Source organism: Proteus sp. ZN5, assembly GCF_011046025.1.
Classification (GTDB): domain Bacteria; phylum Pseudomonadota; class Gammaproteobacteria; order Enterobacterales; family Enterobacteriaceae; genus Proteus.
Genome location: NZ_CP047639.1, coordinates 936,784 through 954,173 on the forward strand (window position 1 = coordinate 936,784; position 17,390 = coordinate 954,173).

Genomic DNA, 17,390 nt, shown 5'->3' on the forward strand with positions numbered 1-17,390 from the left:
TAACTCCCGTTATGGTTTAGTTGTCGCTGATTGAGCTAACGTTAATGTATCTTGCTCAATAGGTTCAATTGAGATGCCATCACTTAACTTAATTTGCCCTGATGAAACAATTTGATCCCCAAGGGCTAAACCCTCTTTTATTTCGATCATGCCGTTGTAGCGCAATCCAACTTTCACAGAGACACGCTTAGCGATAAGGTTTTTTTGATTGTCAGATTGCGCTACAAACACGGTATCTCCATAGGCAGTATAAGTGACTGCCGTTTCCGGTACGGTTAATACCATAGGACTATCAGGAGAAGTAACTTGAACACGAGCAAACATGCCCGCTTTTAATTTATTGTCAGCATTTGGTAAAACAGCCTGTATTTGTACTGTACGAGAAGAGCCAATAAGAGGATCAATCGCATTTATTGAACCAGTAAAAATGGTATCTGGGTAAGCATCGACTTCGATATTGATTGGCTGTTTTGTTGAAATTTTTGGTGCGGCTTGTTCATCAAGTGAAAAATTGAGTTTTAAATGGCTCGCATCGACAAGTGAAGCTACACGTTCACCCGCATTTAGATATTGGCCTTCATGAACAAGTTTTATCCCAACGATACCGTCAAAGGGGGCTTTAATTGCTTTTTGTGCAATCCGCGCTTTCACTTCTCGAATAGAGGCCACAATCATGTCGCGCTCAGATAAAGTGCTATCTAATTGCGCGGCAGCTGCGACATTTTTACTATAAAGCTGTCTTGTTCGAGAATAGAGTTTTTCTGCGTTGGTTAATTGCGCTTGTAAGCGTAATAATTCGGCTTGTTCAGGCTCATCATTTAATTTAGCTAAAACTTGGCCTGCTTTAACAGTTTGCCCTGACTCAAAATTAATCACAGCAATTCGACCATTGGTTTCAGCGGCTAAATAAACTTGGCGTGCGGCTTCTAATTCCCCAACACCTTGCATATTGTTTGGTAATTTTGATGATTGTACAGTTGCCAATGCCACTTTTGTCGGTGGATAGGCAAATTGTTGTGTTTCATCATCTGATGATGTGGTTGCATAAACCATTGCACCTGCACTGAGTAAAAAGAGTGAGGCACATACCGTAATAGTAAGTTTTTTATTCATTTTATTGCCGATCCCATAGTGAAAGTTTTTATATTTTTTATCGTTTTATGCGTTATTCTTTTTCCATAACGCTCTGAAATGACTAGCCATTGCCGTAGTGATTAATCCACCAATAACAGCGAGATGTTCTATTGCAAAAAACATCGACAACATGGCCTTGTCTCCCGTCATATTCCAAAAAGTATGAACAACCACGATAGTTAAAAATAAAAAGAGAGCTAAAGCGCCAGCACCTAGCCATAAATAGCGATCGAAAAGCACTAAAAGTGAGCCACAAAATAAGACGATCGCAGTGGCAATATTAAAAAACCAATCAGGTTCCAATCCCGCAGCGCGCATTTCCGCCAAACTATTCTCGTAATCAAAGACTTTGGCAAAGCCAGAAGAAAGAAATAAAACAAGGATAAGTAATCTAGCGATAAACCATAAAGAATGGCTTTCGAGAATACGTGCAATTGAATTTGGCATTCATCTGACCTCAACAATCTTAAAAAATAAGAACCAGCATTCCACTGACTTGACTTAATTTGAGGAGGGGACTATAAAACCTCAAGTTAAGTTGAGGTCAAGAGGGAAAAGTAAAAAATGAAAAAAGAAAAAATAGATTTCAATAGAGCACTTACCGTCGGTGAGGTAGCAAAAAGAAGTGGCGTTGCAATTTCAACGTTACATTTTTATGAAGAAAAAGGGTTGATAGAAAGTTATCGAAGTGCAGGTAATCAGCGCCGTTACCCACCAGTTGTATTACGTTACGTAGCGATTATAAAAGCTGCGCAAAGTACAGGTATTCCGTTAAAAGAAATTCAGGAAATACTAGGAAAATATCCACCAAACAGTAAATTGACCGCAGAACAATGGCACGAAATATCAACGGATTGGAAAGTAAGGTTAGATGAACGTATTCGCCGTCTTAAGAGACTACGTAATGGGTTAGATCATTGTATTGGCTGTGGTTGTTTATCGTTAAGTGATTGCCCATTACGTAATCCTGATGATATTTTAGGTGAAAAAGGGGCCGGTCCTCAGATCCTGTAATCAAAATGAAAACGAAGCGCTATCTGGTTTGAAAAAGCCTTCATAATCATCTTGGTTATCGGTCATACCTAATAAGTCGAGTGTAAATTGATGATAAAAACCTTGATAAGAAAGAAGTGAAATTAGTGCCTGATTAATGGCATCTTTATTATTATTATTTTCTAGTTCACTTGTTTGGCGAGCATAGATTAATAATGCAACTTGGCGCTTTTCTTTTAGAGTTTGATTGCCTTCATTTTTGACATCAAATTGGTTTAATAACGCCAATACATCTTTGGCACTATTAATTCTGGATCCTTTTAAATATTGATAAAAAGAAGAATTCAATATGGCTATTAAAGGATCAGACTCTTTATTGTCGATCTGTTTTGATTCAGGTAAAGAGGGTTGTTCTCCATATAACACTTGTGGTTTTAAAGCATCAATCTTCATCATCATAATACTCACTGAAGGTGCCACTTTGAGGGGGGGCATTATCTAGTACATCGAATGTATTAATAAATTTTATTAGGTTTTCTTTAATTTCTTGAGTAAAAACAGGTTGATAAGATTCAGTGTAAGGACGATGGAATTGTGCCTTAAGATCATCAATTAATAGGTTGGGATCAAAAAATGTAATTTGATCACCAGCATGAACAGCAATTGTTTTACTTTCATGAGAGAGCAATTCAATATCAAGCTTATTGAGCTTATTCCCAAGATAACGGCGTAATGTCACAGGAATGTCGAGTGTAATTTTTTTTTCTGAAGGTATTGTTGAAATTAAACGGTGTGTAATTTCAGTTTGAATTTCAGGTGAATCAAAAAATTGAGCAATCGTTGCCGTTAATTGTTCTCTTTGCTGAAACTCATATTGTGTCAGTTTCTCTTGATATTGAACTACAAAATTTAAGATATCCCCTAATAATACCCATAATCCTTTGCTATAGGCTTGGTTTGCTATTTCTTTATGATGTTCTTCTAGTTTGTTATTAAAATCTCGAATTATTTTTTTTGCCGCCTGCTTGGCAGCTAATTCTGTTTTATAAATATTATCAAGCTGTCGAACATAGCGAGCTCGTATTAATATACCTTCACAAGCGTATGTTAAAAGATCTTCAGGCAGAGAGCGCAGCATAATCTAGTACCAAAAGAAAAAGTGAATGAGATAAATAAAGTGATTGAGGAAGTTCAATCGATGAGGATTGTGGCGCAAAAAGTAATGTAAAACGCTGAGAAAGTGCGGTTGAAATTGAATTAATAAAATTAAACAGCAATTGATAGCCGATATTAATTGGTGCGATATTTTTCAGTGTAATGGTTATATTTTTATCTATATTAAAAACGGGATAAAGTGATAGAAATGCTTTTAATTGAGGCTCTAGATGATAGTAATTACCAGATAATAAAAGAAGGTCTCTAGAGTAGAAATAACCTAAATATCGGGCGCAACGAGGAAGTAATAGCCAATGAGTAAAAATTTTTTCTACAATAATATCAATATCACAATCAAGCTGATTAATAAGTTGATGTTGCTGAATTAATTGGCGATTAGTTAATTTCTGCCATATTGTATTTTCGTTTTTTGAAGCTAATACATTGTGATCTGCATGAAGATAACTAAGTGGTTCATACATAACACTGGATATCATTTCAAATTGCTCAGAAGTTAGATTTGTCATTATTCTCTTCCTTCTGTGTTTTTCTGCGTCGGAATATTATCAATGAAACTGTAATGATGACGGTGATAATTACCAATAATAAGCTTAGAAATAACCAAGAACTAAAAAATGAATCAGAACTATTTTGATAAAGCTGATTACTTATTATGTTGAACTTATTGATATTTCGTGGATACAACAAAACGGTAATATTATCCTCATTCATATCGTTAAAGGCATTATGAATAAAAGCACGAACATCTTCACTTAGCTGGTCATTATCAAGCATACCCTCTTCATAAAAAACTAGTGCTGAAGCGTGAGGTGTTGGAATAACACGTTCAGTGGGAGAGATGGGATAACTCACATGAACTCTAGCATCAATAATATGGTCAATAGTCAGTAATGATTGTTCCAATCGTTGCTCAATAGCCGAAATTAAACGCATTTTTTCGGCTTGTGGTGATGATACCAATGCATCAGATGGGAATAACTGAGTAACTTCAATTCGAGAAAGAGTGGGTAATTGATATTCCTCTAAAATTTGAATTGCTGTTCCCATATCCTCTTTTTTAACAGATACATCAAATAACCCTTTTCCTAATGATTTACGGGTACTGGTTATTTGATGTTTTTGCAAAACAGCTTGAATTTCTATTGCTTGCCTTTGATCTAAATTAGTGAGTAATGATTGATCTTTGCAGCCACTTAATAATGGGAATAAGCAACACAATAATGCTAATAATAAATATCGCATTTTCATTACTATTGAGCCTTGAGTAATGTTTCAACAATATTCAGTGATTTTCTGGCTAAAGTACTCGCTAAATTCATTGTAATTGTATAGTCATTAAGCTTGGTTTGTAGCAGGGTATAACTTTGAACATCACTTAATTGACTTAATATTTTTAGCTTTTCTTGGGTCTGTTTTTCATACTGAAAGCTACTTGTAATCGTATTTATCATCATTGAAGATAAATTATCATCACTATTATTGTTATCATTTGCTAATGTTGTTAAATTCAAAGGAACAACAGGGGTAATTGCCATATATTATCTCCATTATATAAAAAATTAACGCATATTCCCGATAATGCTCATTGCTAAATCTTTCACAACTTTGATCGATGTGGATTGAGCATTACGTGTAATATTATATTCAGCAAGCTTGGCTTGATAATCAGCCAATGCAGCAGCATTTGATGTATCTGCTTTCAATGCATCTAGTGCAACTTTTAGTGCATCACTTTGGTTTTTAACTGGCTCTTGAAAATAGTCATCAATCTTATCAATAGAGCTTACATCGTCGGCAACAGGATAGGCTGGCATAATATTATTCCTCTAATTTCAATTTTAAGTTATTGCTTACAATTATCACTATTAACCTTGAGGGAAATAGCGATGTTGATTATCAAGAAAGATATATCCATTATCTTCTTGTAAGGTTGCTTTATTTTTCAATATTGGATTACTTATATTTTCACGGTAAAAGAGAAACTTTCTTCCAAAAATGGCCGTTTGTTTTTTGATATAAGTATCAAGTTTTCCTTTGTTATTCCTGTCTAATACATCATAAAAAATAAAGGTTAAACCATTATTTTTTTCTTCAATGGTATAACCTATTGTTTTTGTTAACTCTAGAGTATTTATATCATTAATGATGTTTGGAATCGAAATTTCTTTAATTGTAGGATAACAATTTTTAGAAAAGTGACTATTTATTGCATCAATGATTTTTAATTTCTCATTATCATTATAGTAAATAAAGTTGATAATGGGTTTGGCTTTATCTTTTAAAATCAGATGTATCTTTTTATTATTATTTCCAATTGCTAAATTTTCTATTTTTCTTTTATCTATATAAAAAACTTTATTTTCTGAATCACTATTCACTTTGGATGTAACGTATGAATCATCAAAAATACAATAATATCCATTTTCTCCTTGAAAACCTTTAAAATTTAAACTTTTTGATATTATGGGAGTGGCTGACTTTTCTATTGGTTTATTTATATAAAATATAAATACTATGATAAGTGGAATCAATAATGCCAATGATATAAGTATTTTTTTGCTAGTAATCCATCTCTTTTTATTATTTTTAAAATGAGATGAATTAAGTGGGAAATCACTTTTATTACTGACTAAAAAGATAGGAATATCATTGGAATACACCGGTGTGTTTAGAGGTAATAAATATTCTTTACCGACTTCTTCTGGTATGAAGCTACGCTCAATTATATATTTATTATTTTCACTATTATTTTCATCAAGTATAATGGCGAGCTTTTTTTTACACACCTTATTATCACAAGGAATGTAAATTACCATTTTTTCATTATCTTCTTTCTTATCATTGATTTCTTCATTTTGTAAAAAAAATGAATAGTGATTAGGCGGTAAAGGAACAATTGCTCCTTTTAATGGGCCAGAAAGAATATAAATGTAATACAGCATAGATTTAGCCTAATGATAAAATGTTATTAATTCATAATGTAAATATAGTTTAATGAAATAGTCATTAAATTTCTTTTAAAAAAAAGCACATGTTTTTTATTTGATAGTGGGTATTGATATATTACTAGTACTTTTTTTAAATAATAAACCGAAAAAATTTGTTATTCATCTTTATAGTTAATAATTAGTAATATTATTGTATTGTTATATAAGATGAAAACATAAGAATAAGTTTGTTGATAGTTTGCTATCTTTAACTTTTATTATTTAACAAGATAAGGTGAGGTATTTTTTATGTTAATAAATGATATAAAAATAAGCGGTGATAAAAATATATTACTAGGGAATTCATTATTCTTTTGCATTCCCCTGAAGAATGATTATCCAGTAAAAATATATGATGAAAAAAAGACTAAAATTATAAAAGGAAAGGCTTTTATTTATAATTCAAAAAATGAAGATGTTATTTTTCAATCTGAAAATCAGTCATGGAAAATTGAGAAACGATCATTTTTTATTTGTGCAAGATTATTAGCATTTATTGATTATGCACGCGATTTCTCCAAGATGACGGCAATAGGATCAGAATTTGATATTAATCAGCAGATTTTTTATATAGAAGATACTAATAAATCCCTAGAATACGTATTAATAAATGAAGCAATAAAAGCAGAAAGCCAATTAGAACCTCTATTTGTCACAATAAGACATAGTGAAAGTTATTGGCTTATTTTACATCTCATTAGTTATTTAGATGAGAAGAAAAGTAATATTGCACAAATTGGAGAGCGCTATGGGGTATCAGGTACACATTTTAGACGACTGTGTAAACGCTATTTAGGTAATTGTGGAAAAAGCCAATTACGTTCATGGCGTGCGGCATCTTCCATTTTAACCACGCTATCAACTGATGAATCATTAACACAAATTGCCGTCGATAATGGATTTAGCTCAGCGTCTCATTTCTCAAATGAAATCAAGACGCTATTTGGTATTACACCAACAGAATTTCGTCGAATTGGTCAGCATCTTTATGAAAATAAAAAATAAGATTTATTGTGTCATTGGGCTAGTACTTTGTTGTGGTTTTTCTTTTCAAATCCAAGCTGCGCAAGGAAAGGTTATCTATACACATCAGGTAAAAAAACCTGATGTGTTTATCGCTGTTGATACTCGAGTAGAACAGTTCTTTCTTGTGTTATCAGATAAATTAAATAAACCTTTTATTCTGAGTAGTGCTGTAAAAAAGGAGAGAGTAACTGGAAATTTTGATATTTCTTCACCAGAAGAAGCATTTGAATTGATGGTGAAACGTTTGTCATTACTCTATTTTAATGATGGAAAATCAATCTATATCTATGAGAGTAGTGAGATTTTACAAGAACTCTTTCAAGTAAAAAATATAAGCTTAGTCGAGTTAAAAGAGTATTTACAAGATGTGGGATTATACGATCCCCGTTATCCGTTACGTGCTGGGCGAGACCAACGTACTTTCTATATTTCTGGTCCTCCTGTTTATATTAAATTAGTCAAAGCTGCCGCTGAGTTTTTAGATAATGATGTACAAGAGCAAATTAATGAAAATACAAATAACCAAGTACCAGTGGGAAGTTCTCGTTATGGTGATGAATTTGTACAGATATTTCCATTAAAAAATACTTTTGTACAAGACAGAACTTATACCTTACGTGATGATAAAGTGGTACTGCCAGGAATTACTACTGTTTTACAGCAGTTATTTATGTCTTCTAGAGAAATAAAAAGAACAACCGTAGAGCCTCGTGAAACTCCAGAAAGTAACGATAGCCAGAAATACGATGAAGAGATAAATGATATTGAAGAAACTAATACTCCTATTATCACTAAAGTAGGGCAATATAACGTCGAATTAGTACCTTTACCGGGTTCAAATAGCCTTTTAGTGAAAACAAGTCGGGAAGGTTTGGCATTAATAGGTTCACTTATTGCTCAATTAGATAAACCTAAAAGACAAGTTGAATTGTCATTATGGATAATCGATATCTCTAAAAATAAAGCAGATAGCCTAGGTGTTAATTGGCAAGCAAGTTATGGATCTGGTAAAGGCAGTTTCTTTTTTAATACAGCAAGTTTAAGTGCTGCATCTGGTTTTAACTTTTTAGGCAAAATTAAAGCATTGAGTGAAGATGGCGAAGCTCAAATGGTCTCTCGTCCGATCTTATTAACACAAGAAAATACCCCCGCTATTTTTGATAACAACACGACTTTTTATACTCAAATAAAAGGTGAACGAGTTGCTTCATTAGAATCAACAACATTTGGCACGATGATCAGTGTATTACCGCGTATCGGTAACTCAAATAAAGATATTGAGATGATCATTAATCTTGAAGATGGTGCAGAAAAAAAAGATGACAGCGGTGCTGATGAAAATGTTGAAAAACTACCAGTGATTAATCGTACCAATATTAGCACTGTTGCTCGTGTATCAGAGGGAGGAAGCTTATTAATTGGTGGATATACACGAGAAGATAATGTGAAAGCAGAAAGTAAAGTTCCTTTTCTTAGCGCTATCCCTTTAATAGGCGGAGCATTCAAATATGAATCTGACAATAATAAAAAGATGATACGTATTTTTATGCTACAACCCCGTTTATTAGAAAAAACACAAACTGAATTGTTAGGCTCTATCACTGAAAATCCATTTGAACCGATGGACAACAAAACATCTCAGGCATTAAAACAACTTCAGGCTTTTATGAGGTAATATCATGATTGCACCAATTAATACCTCTACTTTGACACATTCAACACCTAGTAGTATTGGTAAAAAAAACCAACAAGAAACTGAGTACAAACAACCTAAAGTTAATGAAAATCAAAATTATCAAAATCAATTAATAGAGATATCTGACGATATGTCTATGGTTGCTACTCTTTTTTCTCAACGTTTTGGTCAACTATTAGATAAAAAAGCAAATAGAGGGCAAAGTACATTATATATTGCAGAAGAGGGCGCCGATAAAAAACTTGATAAAGTTATGATGTTATTTAGAAAATCAGGACGAAGTTTGCAAGAATTGCTTCAATATTTACGTAAAATGTTCCCTGATGAAAGTGATCTCGTTATGGTTTTACGAGAATTACTCAGGAAAAAAAAATTAGGAGCGCAATTAGATGCAGGAATTGAGAATGAGATAAATCATCTTCTTGAGGGAGAAAATGGGAAGCAAATTAGAGCCGGCATTAATATTGCTTTGCAAGCAAAAGCATTTGCTAAATTACTTTCTCTCGATGCTTCAACATTAAGAAATCTTTATCGTAGCTATATTAATCTTGATCTTGAGCCTATCTATTTTTTTAAAATGTGGATTGAAGATTATGACCTTAAACAATGTACTATTATTTTAAGTTTTCTAACACAAAGCTTAATTTGTGATATGCAATCACTTATGCCAAGTTGTTCTCAAAGTTCGGAGTTTGGTTATTTTCTTAATAGAGTTAATAAATTACGTACTTTATATAGCTTTATAGAAATAAATATAAAGAGATTAGAAACAAAAGATTTAAAAAATACAATAACTGAAAAAGATCTTTATCAATTGATTTTTTATGGTATGACATTTCCTGATGAAATGGAAAAGTACCTAATTTCTCTTTTAGAAAATGAATGGCTTAATTATTTAGTTAATATAAAAATGAAGTTATTGCAAGGGCTAAAAACAATGTTTAATAAATACCCTGAATCATTGTATTTATCTGATGATTTTAGAGATGAATGCCAAATAATTATACAGAAGTTTATAGATAATTATCTTCGACTAGAACAGTATCAACAAAGAAAATAATTTACGGATAATTTCTATGATTTATAGATTTCTATTGGCAATAAAAAATAGACCAGAGTTAATCGTATTGTCGGTTATGATTTTGGTTATTATGATGTTAATCATACCTTTGCCGACTTATATTGTAGACTTTCTTATTGGGCTGAATATTACTATTTCTTTACTTATTTTCATGAGTTCATTTTATATTACTCGAATATTGAACTTTATGACCTTTCCTGCATTATTACTGATCACGACACTTTTTCGACTTGCTCTTTCTATTAGTACAAGTCGATTAATATTATTAGATGCAGATGCAGGTGAGATAATTACTTCATTTGGTGAGTTTGTTATCGGTGAAAATTTAGTTGTTGGTTTCGTTGTTTTCTCTATTGTCACCATAGTGCAATTTTTGGTTATTACTAAAGGTTCAGAGCGAGTTGCAGAAGTTGCTGCTCGTTTTTCTTTGGATGGAATGCCCGGAAAACAGATGAGTATCGATGCTGATTTAAAGTCTGGCATTATTAATAACGAAGAAGTGAAAATAAGAAGAAAAGAATTAGGACAAGAAAGTCAGTTATATGGTTCTTTTGATGGTGCAATGAAGTTTATTAAAGGTGATGCAATTGCTGGCATTGTGATTATCTTTGTTAACTTAATTGGAGGGATCTCTGTTGGTATGGCTCAAATGGATCTCTCAATTTCACAGGCACTACATACTTATACACTTTTAACCATTGGTGATGGGCTTGTTGCACAAATTCCAGCATTGCTGATTTCTATTAGTGCTGGCTTTATTGTCACTCGTGTTGGCGGTGAAAATAATAATCTTGGTTTTAGCATTATGAACGAGCTACTTGCACAAGATTTTGCTCTATTAGTGACTGCAATCCTCGCTTTTGTCATCGGATTTTTGCCTGGATTCCCAACCCCCGTATTTCTTATCTTATCTGTGATATTGGGTGGATATTTCTTTAAAAAACAATGGAAAAGTAAGAGAAAAGAAACGATAACAGATAATAAAAAAGATAAGAATGAAGATAATGATTCAGATACTGATGGTAAAAAAGGGCTTATTTCAAATTTGTTTTCAAATAAAAATGAGTCAGAAGATGAAAATAGTTTATTAAAAGAGAATATCACATTATCTCAAGCAGAAACATTGCCCTTAATTATTACGATTTCTTCTAAAAAGAAAGCATATCTTTCAAAGCTCGTTTTTGAAAAATGGTTAAAGAAAGAATTTATTTTACAATATGGTGTATTGCTTCCTGATATTATTATTCATTATTCAGATAAAATTGATGATAATAAAATAATTATTTTAATAAATGAAGTTAAGGCAGATGAATTTGATTGTCCTTTCCCATTTATTCATATTGCAAATCCTAATGATGAATTTTTTCTTTAGGTTTTAAATCGATAAGGATAGAGGATAATAATATTGAACATTATTGGGTTAATAAAAATGATAAAGAAAAATTAGAATTAATAGGTTATCAATTAGAACTAGCAGAAGATTACTTTTATAAAAAATTCTCTAATTTGATTACGTTGAATATTGTTGAATTTTTAGGTATACAAGAAACAAAAAATATTCTTGATAAAATAGAAGAGAATTCTCCAGAACTTTTAAAAGAGTGTTATAGACAAGTTTCTATTCAACGAATTAATGATGTTTTACAACGTTTAGTGCAAGAAAAAATCCCTATTAGGAATATAAAAACTATTATAGGTGGGTTAGTACAATGGGGAAGTAAAGAGAAGGATCCAATGCTTTTAACAGAACATATTCGTGCTCTACTTTCGCGTTATATTAGTTATTTTTTTTCAAACGATGGCAGACTTAATGCAATTATTTTATCTCATAATGTAGAAGAGATAATTCGAGGTGGAATAAGACAAAGTTCTTCAGGAACCTTTTTAAATTTAGAACCTGCTGAACTTGATATGATCATAGAAAAAATATCTACAGCTGTTGATGAAATTAAATATGTACAAAGTTATATATTTTTAACAGCAATAGATATAAGGCGATTTGTTAAAAAACTAATAGAAACACAATATCCACAATTATCTGTTTTATCTTATGATGAAATTACATCAGATATTGAAATTAACGTTTTACAATCTATTTAGGAGAAGTTATGTCTTTTGATCTAGCAAGTTTAATTATGGATGCTATGAATGTAATTGGGAGAAATGATTTATTCTCAGAAGGGAAATCTGTTGATAATCATTCAACAATCACAATTAGCTTGGGAGATATGCCGGATATAAATTTATTAGTTGTTGATGAAGTTCCGATGGTCTGGTCTGTGCTTGGTGAATATAATGAAAATTTGTTATCACAATGTAGTGCGCCATTATTATTAAATAGCATTAATAATCAAACGGAAAGCTTTTATCCTGGTCAACCTGCTTTAGTGAAAGTTGAATCTGAATTAGAGTTGCGAGCTTCATTTATGCCTATTGCTTTGCAAAATGGTGAGTCAATGGCAAAAGCAATAGATGAGTATTTTCAAATGATGAATACTATCCACCAACAATTCATTAATTAAAAAATGAATAACGTATTTTCAATATTTCATCATGCAGCTCATCCTATACGAATACAAGGCAATATTCTTGAAGTGATGTTGCATGGTGTATTTATTGGAGAAATTTGCCTATTAAAAGATTCTATTATTAATGGGGAAATCGTTGGTGAAGCGATTGTAATTGGCTTTCGCAACGGTATTACGATTTTAAGTATGATGGGAAGCTCACAAGGTTATTCTTTGCAAATAATCGTAGTACCAACTGGTAATGCTTTTTCTGTCGCTTTAAGCCCTAATATTTTAGGGAGTATGATTGATATAAAAGGTAATTATTTATTACGCTTCAATGATAAAAAAATGGTAGAGGAAAACTTCTATTCATATTTGCCTATTGATGGTCATCCTCCCTCATTTAGTGATCGTCGCCCTATCACAGAAATATTTGAATCTGGTGTTCGAGCAGTTGATGGTTTATTAAGCTGTGGATTAGGACAGAGAATGGGGATCTTTGCCAGTGCAGGAACAGGTAAGACTATGTTGATGAACATGTTTATCCGTTTCTCTCAGGCTGATATTTTTGTTATTGGACTTATTGGTGAAAGAGGCCGAGAAGTTACCGAATTCGTTGAGGAATTAAAAAAAGACAAACGATGTGAAAAAACGGTATTAATTTGTTCTACCTCCGATCAACCTGCAATAGAACGTTGTAATGCGGCATTAGTTGCCACTACGGTTGCTGAATATTTCAGAGAACAAGGTAAAAACGTCGTATTATTTATTGATTCTATGACGCGTTATTGTAGAGCATTAAGAGATGTAGCTCTTACAGCGGGCGAACTTCCTGTTCGTAAAGGTTATCCTGCTTCTGTCTTTGATAAATTACCCGCAATTTTAGAAAGACCAGGCGTGACTCATCAAGGCTCCATTACGGCATTTTATACTGTCTTGCTCGAAAGTGATGATGAACCAGATGCCATCGGTGAGGAAATCCGTTCTATTCTTGATGGACATATCTATCTTTCACGAAAAATAGCTGCTTCAGGCCATTATCCAGCTATTGATATTTTAGGAAGTGTAAGTCGTATTTTTCAGCACATAACGGATACTGAACAACAAAAAGCAGCATTAAAAATAAGACAAATATTGATGCGTTTGCAGGATATTAAATTATTACAAGAATTGGGCGAATATCGTGTAGGTGAGAATGAGTTAAATGATATGGCCGTCAATAAGCAATCAGCAATAGAGGCTTTTCTTATTCAGTCATTTAAAGAAAAGGCAGAATATCAACAAACACTAAAGCAACTTTATGCGCTTACCTCTTAATCAGCAATATTTGATAAATGCCATTGCAAAGCGCCAGCAAAGAATAGAGAAAGAACAACAAAAGTATCAAAAATTAATAAAAGAAGCAGAAATTAAAAAAGAAGAACAAGCCTCACTGGCATCGGCATTAGAAAAAGAGATCCCATTTTATGAAAAAGCAGGAAGTTATTCGACGCTCTCTTTAAATCAACAGAAACGTAAACAAGCGATTGTACTAGCTTCGTTAAATATATCTATTACGCAAATTAAAGAAATAGAGCATCAATTAGAAAAGCTAAAAAAAGGGAGTTTATTTTTAAAAAAAGAAAGAGAAGTGGTAATCAAAAAACAAAATAAAATGAAGCGTTATCTTGAAAGAAAAGCATTAGAAAAAGAGTTATATATTGAAAGATTAGAACAAAATGAAATTCAGGAGATGGTGTTGTATGATATTCATAAAGACAGATAATTTAATATTAAATAGATGTTTAATAAATGAACAAAGTAATGAGGTTAAATCTACTTTTTCTAAAAAATCATCACCATTTTCTATAGTTGTTGAGTTGTTGAATATTGAAAAAGAGAAATTTTCCTCTGAAGAGTTTAGTAAAATAAAACAAAAACTAGATATTTTTCATGATCTTAATTATAAGAGAACTACTGATATAAAAGAAATTTCAAAAATAAACTCTAATAAATCAGTTGATGAATTAGAAGATAAAAAAGAAAAAAGAGAAGAAAGTGAATATTTGAATATAGAGGGGTTATTATTAACTCAAAGAAAGATATATTCACAAATTTGCTCCTTTGAAAAAGGATGTAAAATAGAAAAAAAAAGCTTATTTCATTATGGAAATAAACCAAGTCATGTCGCTAATAATGTTATAATTGAAAATGATTTAAATCTACCGATAAATTTAAAATCTAAGCAAGAAAAAAAAACTGATATTTCTGCAGATAAAAACGAATTAAAAATAAATCCTAATAATTTAACTCTTAGAGCAAAGGACGAAAAAGTTAATCAAAAAGAAGAGAAGCAAAACGAGACTAATAAAATTAATGAGCATATTGAAAATGAACGTTATCCTAATGAATTAAAAACGAAAAAAATTAAAAATAAAATCACATTAAAAATTGAAGAGAATAAATTAAATACTAAAAATGATGCAATTGTTGAAAGTAACAATCTCTTTGAAAAAGATAACTATCAGAATAATAAAGAAATAAATAATAAATCCATTACAAAAGATGTTGAAAATAGAAATTCAAATGTAGAAAATCTAAGTGGCATTCTCCCAGCTAGTTACATAAAACCTGAATTTCAACAAGCTCCATCAGGATCATCATCTTTTAAAAGAATACTTGATATACCCGCCTTTAGTATTCTTTATAAAAAAGTATCCGTAGTATCTCAGCCTCCTAGTATTACTTATGTTTTTAAAAAATGGGGAAGTGAATTTCATCAAATGAAAGTGAATTTTGATATTGACAAAAAGATCCAATTAATTGCTTCTACTGGGCGAGTTTATCAATCTTCTTTAGAAAATTTTAACCAATATCAAGGCCGATTATATCTTTTATTAGAGAATGATAATAGTCATTGGCATATTAATGCGATAGATCCTTCTTCTGAAAATAAAGAAGATGATAAATGATAAAGTTAGATCTTAAAAATAGTATTAACAAGAAAGAAGATAGCTATTTAATGAATATTTTATCATCTTTATATACATCTCAGTTACCTATTTCTTCGGCTCATTACTTTAAAATAAAGGGTAATAATACATTAGGTTCATTTACAGGTATTGTCGAAGTTAGTCAAGTAATGGATAAAGTTTATCCGGAGAAGAAAATAGATTGGGAGCTTATTCCGGAAGCTTATCTCTATACACTGTTCTCACAAAAATGTTCACAAATATTGTTTCCTTTTTCGAAAGAGCCTGTGTCATTAATCGTTGATAATATCTGTTTAGGAGATCAAGAAAAATCTAGCTATCCCGTTATTAATACTGAAATTGGTGACATATTTATTAGTTCCTTTGATCAATATTATGAATGGATATTGTCATCAAAAAATAAAGTTAGTGCTATTGCTCAATATCAGTTTGGCAAAAGCACAATGTCATTTTCATTATTAAAAACGCTCTCTTTGGGCGATATCGTGCTGATTGATAGCGTGGATTTTTCACTCATTATTGGTGAAAAAAAATGGATGCGTTATCGGTGGCAAGAAGGAGAAAATACTGTGACTTTAGATGAAAAGTTATTTGCTAATGAAGCAGAACATGAAGAGTTAGTTGAAGATACGGAAATTAAATTACAAAAAAATATAGAGCTAAAAGCGATTAAATCTATTCCAGTGACTCTCTCTTTTTTGCTTGCAAGTAAGATGATGTTACTTGAACAAATTGAAGAATTAACACCGGGACAACAAATTATTTTACCTGATAATGCATTACGTCATATTACATTAGTTGCTAATGGCGTTGCTATTGCTCAAGGGGAATTAATTAAAGTTGGTGAGCGATTTGCTGTTGAAATTCAACGTGCTTATTTAAAGCAAGATTAAAAATATGGAAAGTTCAACAACACTCATTTTAACATTAGCATTAGCCACATTAGCACCTTTCATCATTGCTGCTGGGACTTGCTATTTAAAATTTTCTATTGTGCTTGTTATGACTCGTAACGCTTTAGGGGTTCAACAAGTACCTTCAAATATGGTGCTTAATGCGATTGCATTAATGATGGCTCTATTTGTGATGACGCCAATAGCAAAAAATACCTATCAATATCTTATTGAAAATCCAATTGATATAACTTCTCCGAATTCATTTGAACAATTTTCAGATGATGCGTTAGTGGAATACAAGCGATATTTATACAAATATTCTGAGCCTGAATTATTAGATTTTTTTGAACAAGCACAAGGTAATCGACCTGATAGTTATGGTGATAAAGAAAACATAGAAAACTCGTTATTATCGTTGCTTCCCGCTTATGCATTAAGTGAAATAAAATCTGCTTTTATCATTGGATTTTATCTCTATTTACCTTTTATTGTTATTGATTTGGTCGTTTCCTGCATTCTATTAGCTTTAGGTATGATGATGATGAGTCCAATTACATTATCCGTACCTTTAAAATTAATTTTATTTATCGCTATGGATGGCTGGACTCTTCTGGCTAAGGGATTAATTAATCAATATCTTGACCTTATGGCGGTAAGATAATGGATATGGTCTATGCTGCAAATAAAGCTATTTATTTAGTGATATTACTTTCAGCTGCACCTATTGCAATAGCAACATTTATTGGATTGGCAATAGGCCTTTTACAAACCATCACCCAAGTCCAGGAACAAACATTACCTTTTGGTGTAAAGCTTATTGGTGTTTTTGTTTGCCTGTTAGTTACTATGGGTTGGATGGGTGATAAAATATTAGTGTATGCCAAAGAGATGATGACGTTAGGATTAGCAGGATAAATGA

Annotated in this window: 20 protein-coding genes and 1 pseudogene; 12 read left to right on the forward strand and 9 right to left on the reverse strand. The window is 31.8% G+C overall.

Annotation, left to right across the window (positions count from 1 at the left end; translation table 11 throughout):
- Positions 1-9: 9 nt before the first annotated feature.
- Complete coding sequence (locus GTK47_RS04285; protein WP_165122256.1) at positions 10-1,113, reverse strand: efflux RND transporter periplasmic adaptor subunit; 1,104 nt, start codon at positions 1,111-1,113, stop codon at positions 10-12.
- 45 nt (positions 1,114-1,158) lie between these two features.
- Complete coding sequence (locus GTK47_RS04290; RefSeq protein ID WP_109402435.1) at positions 1,159-1,581, reverse strand: DoxX family protein; 423 nt, start codon at positions 1,579-1,581, stop codon at positions 1,159-1,161.
- A 117-nt stretch (positions 1,582-1,698) separates the two neighbouring features.
- Here GTK47_RS04290 and soxR point away from each other — a divergent pair, with 117 nt between their 5' ends.
- Complete coding sequence (gene soxR / locus GTK47_RS04295; RefSeq protein ID WP_006536309.1) at positions 1,699-2,148, forward strand: redox-sensitive transcriptional activator SoxR; 450 nt, start codon at positions 1,699-1,701, stop codon at positions 2,146-2,148.
- Here soxR and GTK47_RS04300 read toward each other — a convergent pair whose 3' ends face one another.
- From GTK47_RS04300 to GTK47_RS04330, 7 genes are read right to left on the reverse strand one after another with little or no spacing between them, the layout of a single operon-like run.
- Positions 2,149-2,586 (reverse strand): hypothetical protein, encoded by a 438-nt coding sequence (locus GTK47_RS04300; RefSeq protein WP_241256067.1) that lies wholly within the window; start codon positions 2,584-2,586, stop codon positions 2,149-2,151. It lies immediately after the preceding gene.
- Entirely contained in the window at positions 2,570-3,265 is a 696-nt protein-coding gene (locus GTK47_RS04305; RefSeq protein WP_241256068.1) for a type III secretion protein, read from the reverse strand. The genes GTK47_RS04300 and GTK47_RS04305 overlap by 17 nt, the downstream gene beginning before the upstream one ends.
- Positions 3,246-3,809, reverse strand: a complete 564-nt coding sequence (locus GTK47_RS04310) for a type III secretion protein (RefSeq protein ID WP_165122257.1) — start codon at positions 3,807-3,809, stop codon at positions 3,246-3,248. Before GTK47_RS04310 ends, GTK47_RS04305 begins: the two co-directional genes overlap by 20 nt.
- Positions 3,790-4,551 (reverse strand): type III secretion inner membrane ring lipoprotein SctJ, encoded by a 762-nt coding sequence (gene sctJ / locus GTK47_RS04315; RefSeq protein WP_165122258.1) that lies wholly within the window; start codon positions 4,549-4,551, stop codon positions 3,790-3,792. The genes GTK47_RS04310 and sctJ overlap by 20 nt, the downstream gene beginning before the upstream one ends.
- Positions 4,552-4,553: 2 nt before the next feature.
- Positions 4,554-4,838, reverse strand: a complete 285-nt coding sequence (gene sctI, locus GTK47_RS04320; protein WP_165122259.1) for a type III secretion system inner rod subunit SctI — start codon at positions 4,836-4,838, stop codon at positions 4,554-4,556.
- Between the two features lie 24 nt (positions 4,839-4,862).
- Complete coding sequence (locus tag GTK47_RS04325; protein WP_109402429.1) at positions 4,863-5,117, reverse strand: EscF/YscF/HrpA family type III secretion system needle major subunit; 255 nt, start codon at positions 5,115-5,117, stop codon at positions 4,863-4,865.
- A gap of 51 nt (positions 5,118-5,168) precedes the next feature.
- Positions 5,169-6,245, reverse strand: a complete 1,077-nt coding sequence (locus GTK47_RS04330) for a hypothetical protein (protein WP_165122260.1) — start codon at positions 6,243-6,245, stop codon at positions 5,169-5,171.
- A 294-nt stretch (positions 6,246-6,539) separates the two neighbouring features.
- Here GTK47_RS04330 and GTK47_RS04335 point away from each other — a divergent pair, with 294 nt between their 5' ends.
- From GTK47_RS04335 to sctS, 11 genes and pseudogenes are all read left to right on the forward strand, one after another.
- Entirely contained in the window at positions 6,540-7,295 is a 756-nt protein-coding gene (locus tag GTK47_RS04335; protein ID WP_165122261.1) for a helix-turn-helix domain-containing protein, read from the forward strand.
- On the forward strand, positions 7,279-8,991 hold the full coding sequence (sctC, locus tag GTK47_RS04340; RefSeq protein WP_165122262.1) for a type III secretion system outer membrane ring subunit SctC: 1,713 nt from the start codon (positions 7,279-7,281) through the stop codon (positions 8,989-8,991). Before GTK47_RS04335 ends, sctC begins: the two co-directional genes overlap by 17 nt.
- A 4-nt stretch (positions 8,992-8,995) precedes the next feature.
- Positions 8,996-10,072 carry a type III secretion system gatekeeper subunit SctW gene (gene sctW, locus GTK47_RS04345; RefSeq protein ID WP_165122263.1) on the forward strand — a complete coding sequence of 359 codons (1,077 nt, stop codon included), beginning with the start codon at positions 8,996-8,998 and terminating at the stop codon, positions 10,070-10,072.
- A 16-nt stretch (positions 10,073-10,088) separates the two neighbouring features.
- Positions 10,089-12,193, forward strand: a pseudogene (locus GTK47_RS04350) (EscV/YscV/HrcV family type III secretion system export apparatus protein).
- A gap of 8 nt (positions 12,194-12,201) precedes the next feature.
- Complete coding sequence (locus GTK47_RS04355; RefSeq protein WP_165122264.1) at positions 12,202-12,615, forward strand: type III secretion protein; 414 nt, start codon at positions 12,202-12,204, stop codon at positions 12,613-12,615.
- Positions 12,616-12,618: 3 nt separating this feature from the next.
- A complete protein-coding gene (gene sctN, locus GTK47_RS04360) occupies positions 12,619-13,920 on the forward strand; it encodes a type III secretion system ATPase SctN (RefSeq protein ID WP_165122265.1) in 1,302 nt (433 codons plus the stop codon).
- Positions 13,904-14,368, forward strand: a complete 465-nt coding sequence (locus GTK47_RS04365; RefSeq protein ID WP_165122266.1) for a type III secretion protein — start codon at positions 13,904-13,906, stop codon at positions 14,366-14,368. The genes sctN and GTK47_RS04365 overlap by 17 nt, the downstream gene beginning before the upstream one ends.
- The gene (locus tag GTK47_RS04370; RefSeq protein WP_165122267.1) at positions 14,346-15,554 is read left to right on the forward strand and encodes a hypothetical protein; all 1,209 of its coding nucleotides are present in this window, start codon (positions 14,346-14,348) and stop codon (positions 15,552-15,554) included. The genes GTK47_RS04365 and GTK47_RS04370 overlap by 23 nt, the downstream gene beginning before the upstream one ends.
- Positions 15,551-16,468: a FliM/FliN family flagellar motor switch protein gene (locus tag GTK47_RS04375; protein ID WP_165122268.1), complete on the forward strand. Its 918-nt coding sequence runs from the start codon at positions 15,551-15,553 to the stop codon at positions 16,466-16,468. Before GTK47_RS04370 ends, GTK47_RS04375 begins: the two co-directional genes overlap by 4 nt.
- Before the next feature lie 4 nt (positions 16,469-16,472).
- Positions 16,473-17,132, forward strand: coding sequence for an EscR/YscR/HrcR family type III secretion system export apparatus protein (locus tag GTK47_RS04380; protein WP_109402418.1), 660 nt, complete (start codon positions 16,473-16,475; stop codon positions 17,130-17,132).
- Positions 17,132-17,386, forward strand: a complete 255-nt coding sequence (gene sctS, locus GTK47_RS04385; protein ID WP_165122269.1) for a type III secretion system export apparatus subunit SctS — start codon at positions 17,132-17,134, stop codon at positions 17,384-17,386. The genes GTK47_RS04380 and sctS overlap by 1 nt, the downstream gene beginning before the upstream one ends.
- The last annotated feature ends 4 nt before the right edge of the window (positions 17,387-17,390 follow it).

Excerpts from the sequence above, each read along its gene's own strand:
- GTK47_RS04285 (WP_165122256.1), bottom strand. The coding sequence starts at position 1,113 with ATGAATAAAAAACTTACTATTACGGTATGTGCCTCACTCTTTTTACTC.
- GTK47_RS04290 (WP_109402435.1), bottom strand. The coding sequence starts at position 1,581 with ATGCCAAATTCAATTGCACGTATTCTCGAAAGCCATTCTTTATGGTTT.
- soxR (WP_006536309.1), top strand. The coding sequence starts at position 1,699 with ATGAAAAAAGAAAAAATAGATTTCAATAGAGCACTTACCGTCGGTGAG.
- GTK47_RS04300 (WP_241256067.1), bottom strand. The coding sequence starts at position 2,586 with ATGATGATGAAGATTGATGCTTTAAAACCACAAGTGTTATATGGAGAA.
- GTK47_RS04305 (WP_241256068.1), bottom strand. The coding sequence starts at position 3,265 with ATGCTGCGCTCTCTGCCTGAAGATCTTTTAACATACGCTTGTGAAGGT.
- GTK47_RS04310 (WP_165122257.1), bottom strand. The coding sequence starts at position 3,809 with ATGACAAATCTAACTTCTGAGCAATTTGAAATGATATCCAGTGTTATG.
- sctJ (WP_165122258.1), bottom strand. The coding sequence starts at position 4,551 with ATGAAAATGCGATATTTATTATTAGCATTATTGTGTTGCTTATTCCCA.
- sctI (WP_165122259.1), bottom strand. The coding sequence starts at position 4,838 with ATGGCAATTACCCCTGTTGTTCCTTTGAATTTAACAACATTAGCAAAT.
- GTK47_RS04325 (WP_109402429.1), bottom strand. The coding sequence starts at position 5,117 with ATGCCAGCCTATCCTGTTGCCGACGATGTAAGCTCTATTGATAAGATT.
- GTK47_RS04330 (WP_165122260.1), bottom strand. The coding sequence starts at position 6,245 with ATGCTGTATTACATTTATATTCTTTCTGGCCCATTAAAAGGAGCAATT.
- GTK47_RS04335 (WP_165122261.1), top strand. The coding sequence starts at position 6,540 with ATGTTAATAAATGATATAAAAATAAGCGGTGATAAAAATATATTACTA.
- sctC (WP_165122262.1), top strand. The coding sequence starts at position 7,279 with ATGAAAATAAAAAATAAGATTTATTGTGTCATTGGGCTAGTACTTTGT.
- sctW (WP_165122263.1), top strand. The coding sequence starts at position 8,996 with ATGATTGCACCAATTAATACCTCTACTTTGACACATTCAACACCTAGT.
- GTK47_RS04355 (WP_165122264.1), top strand. The coding sequence starts at position 12,202 with ATGTCTTTTGATCTAGCAAGTTTAATTATGGATGCTATGAATGTAATT.
- sctN (WP_165122265.1), top strand. The coding sequence starts at position 12,619 with ATGAATAACGTATTTTCAATATTTCATCATGCAGCTCATCCTATACGA.
- GTK47_RS04365 (WP_165122266.1), top strand. The coding sequence starts at position 13,904 with ATGCGCTTACCTCTTAATCAGCAATATTTGATAAATGCCATTGCAAAG.
- GTK47_RS04370 (WP_165122267.1), top strand. The coding sequence starts at position 14,346 with ATGATATTCATAAAGACAGATAATTTAATATTAAATAGATGTTTAATA.
- GTK47_RS04375 (WP_165122268.1), top strand. The coding sequence starts at position 15,551 with ATGATAAAGTTAGATCTTAAAAATAGTATTAACAAGAAAGAAGATAGC.
- GTK47_RS04380 (WP_109402418.1), top strand. The coding sequence starts at position 16,473 with ATGGAAAGTTCAACAACACTCATTTTAACATTAGCATTAGCCACATTA.
- sctS (WP_165122269.1), top strand. The coding sequence starts at position 17,132 with ATGGATATGGTCTATGCTGCAAATAAAGCTATTTATTTAGTGATATTA.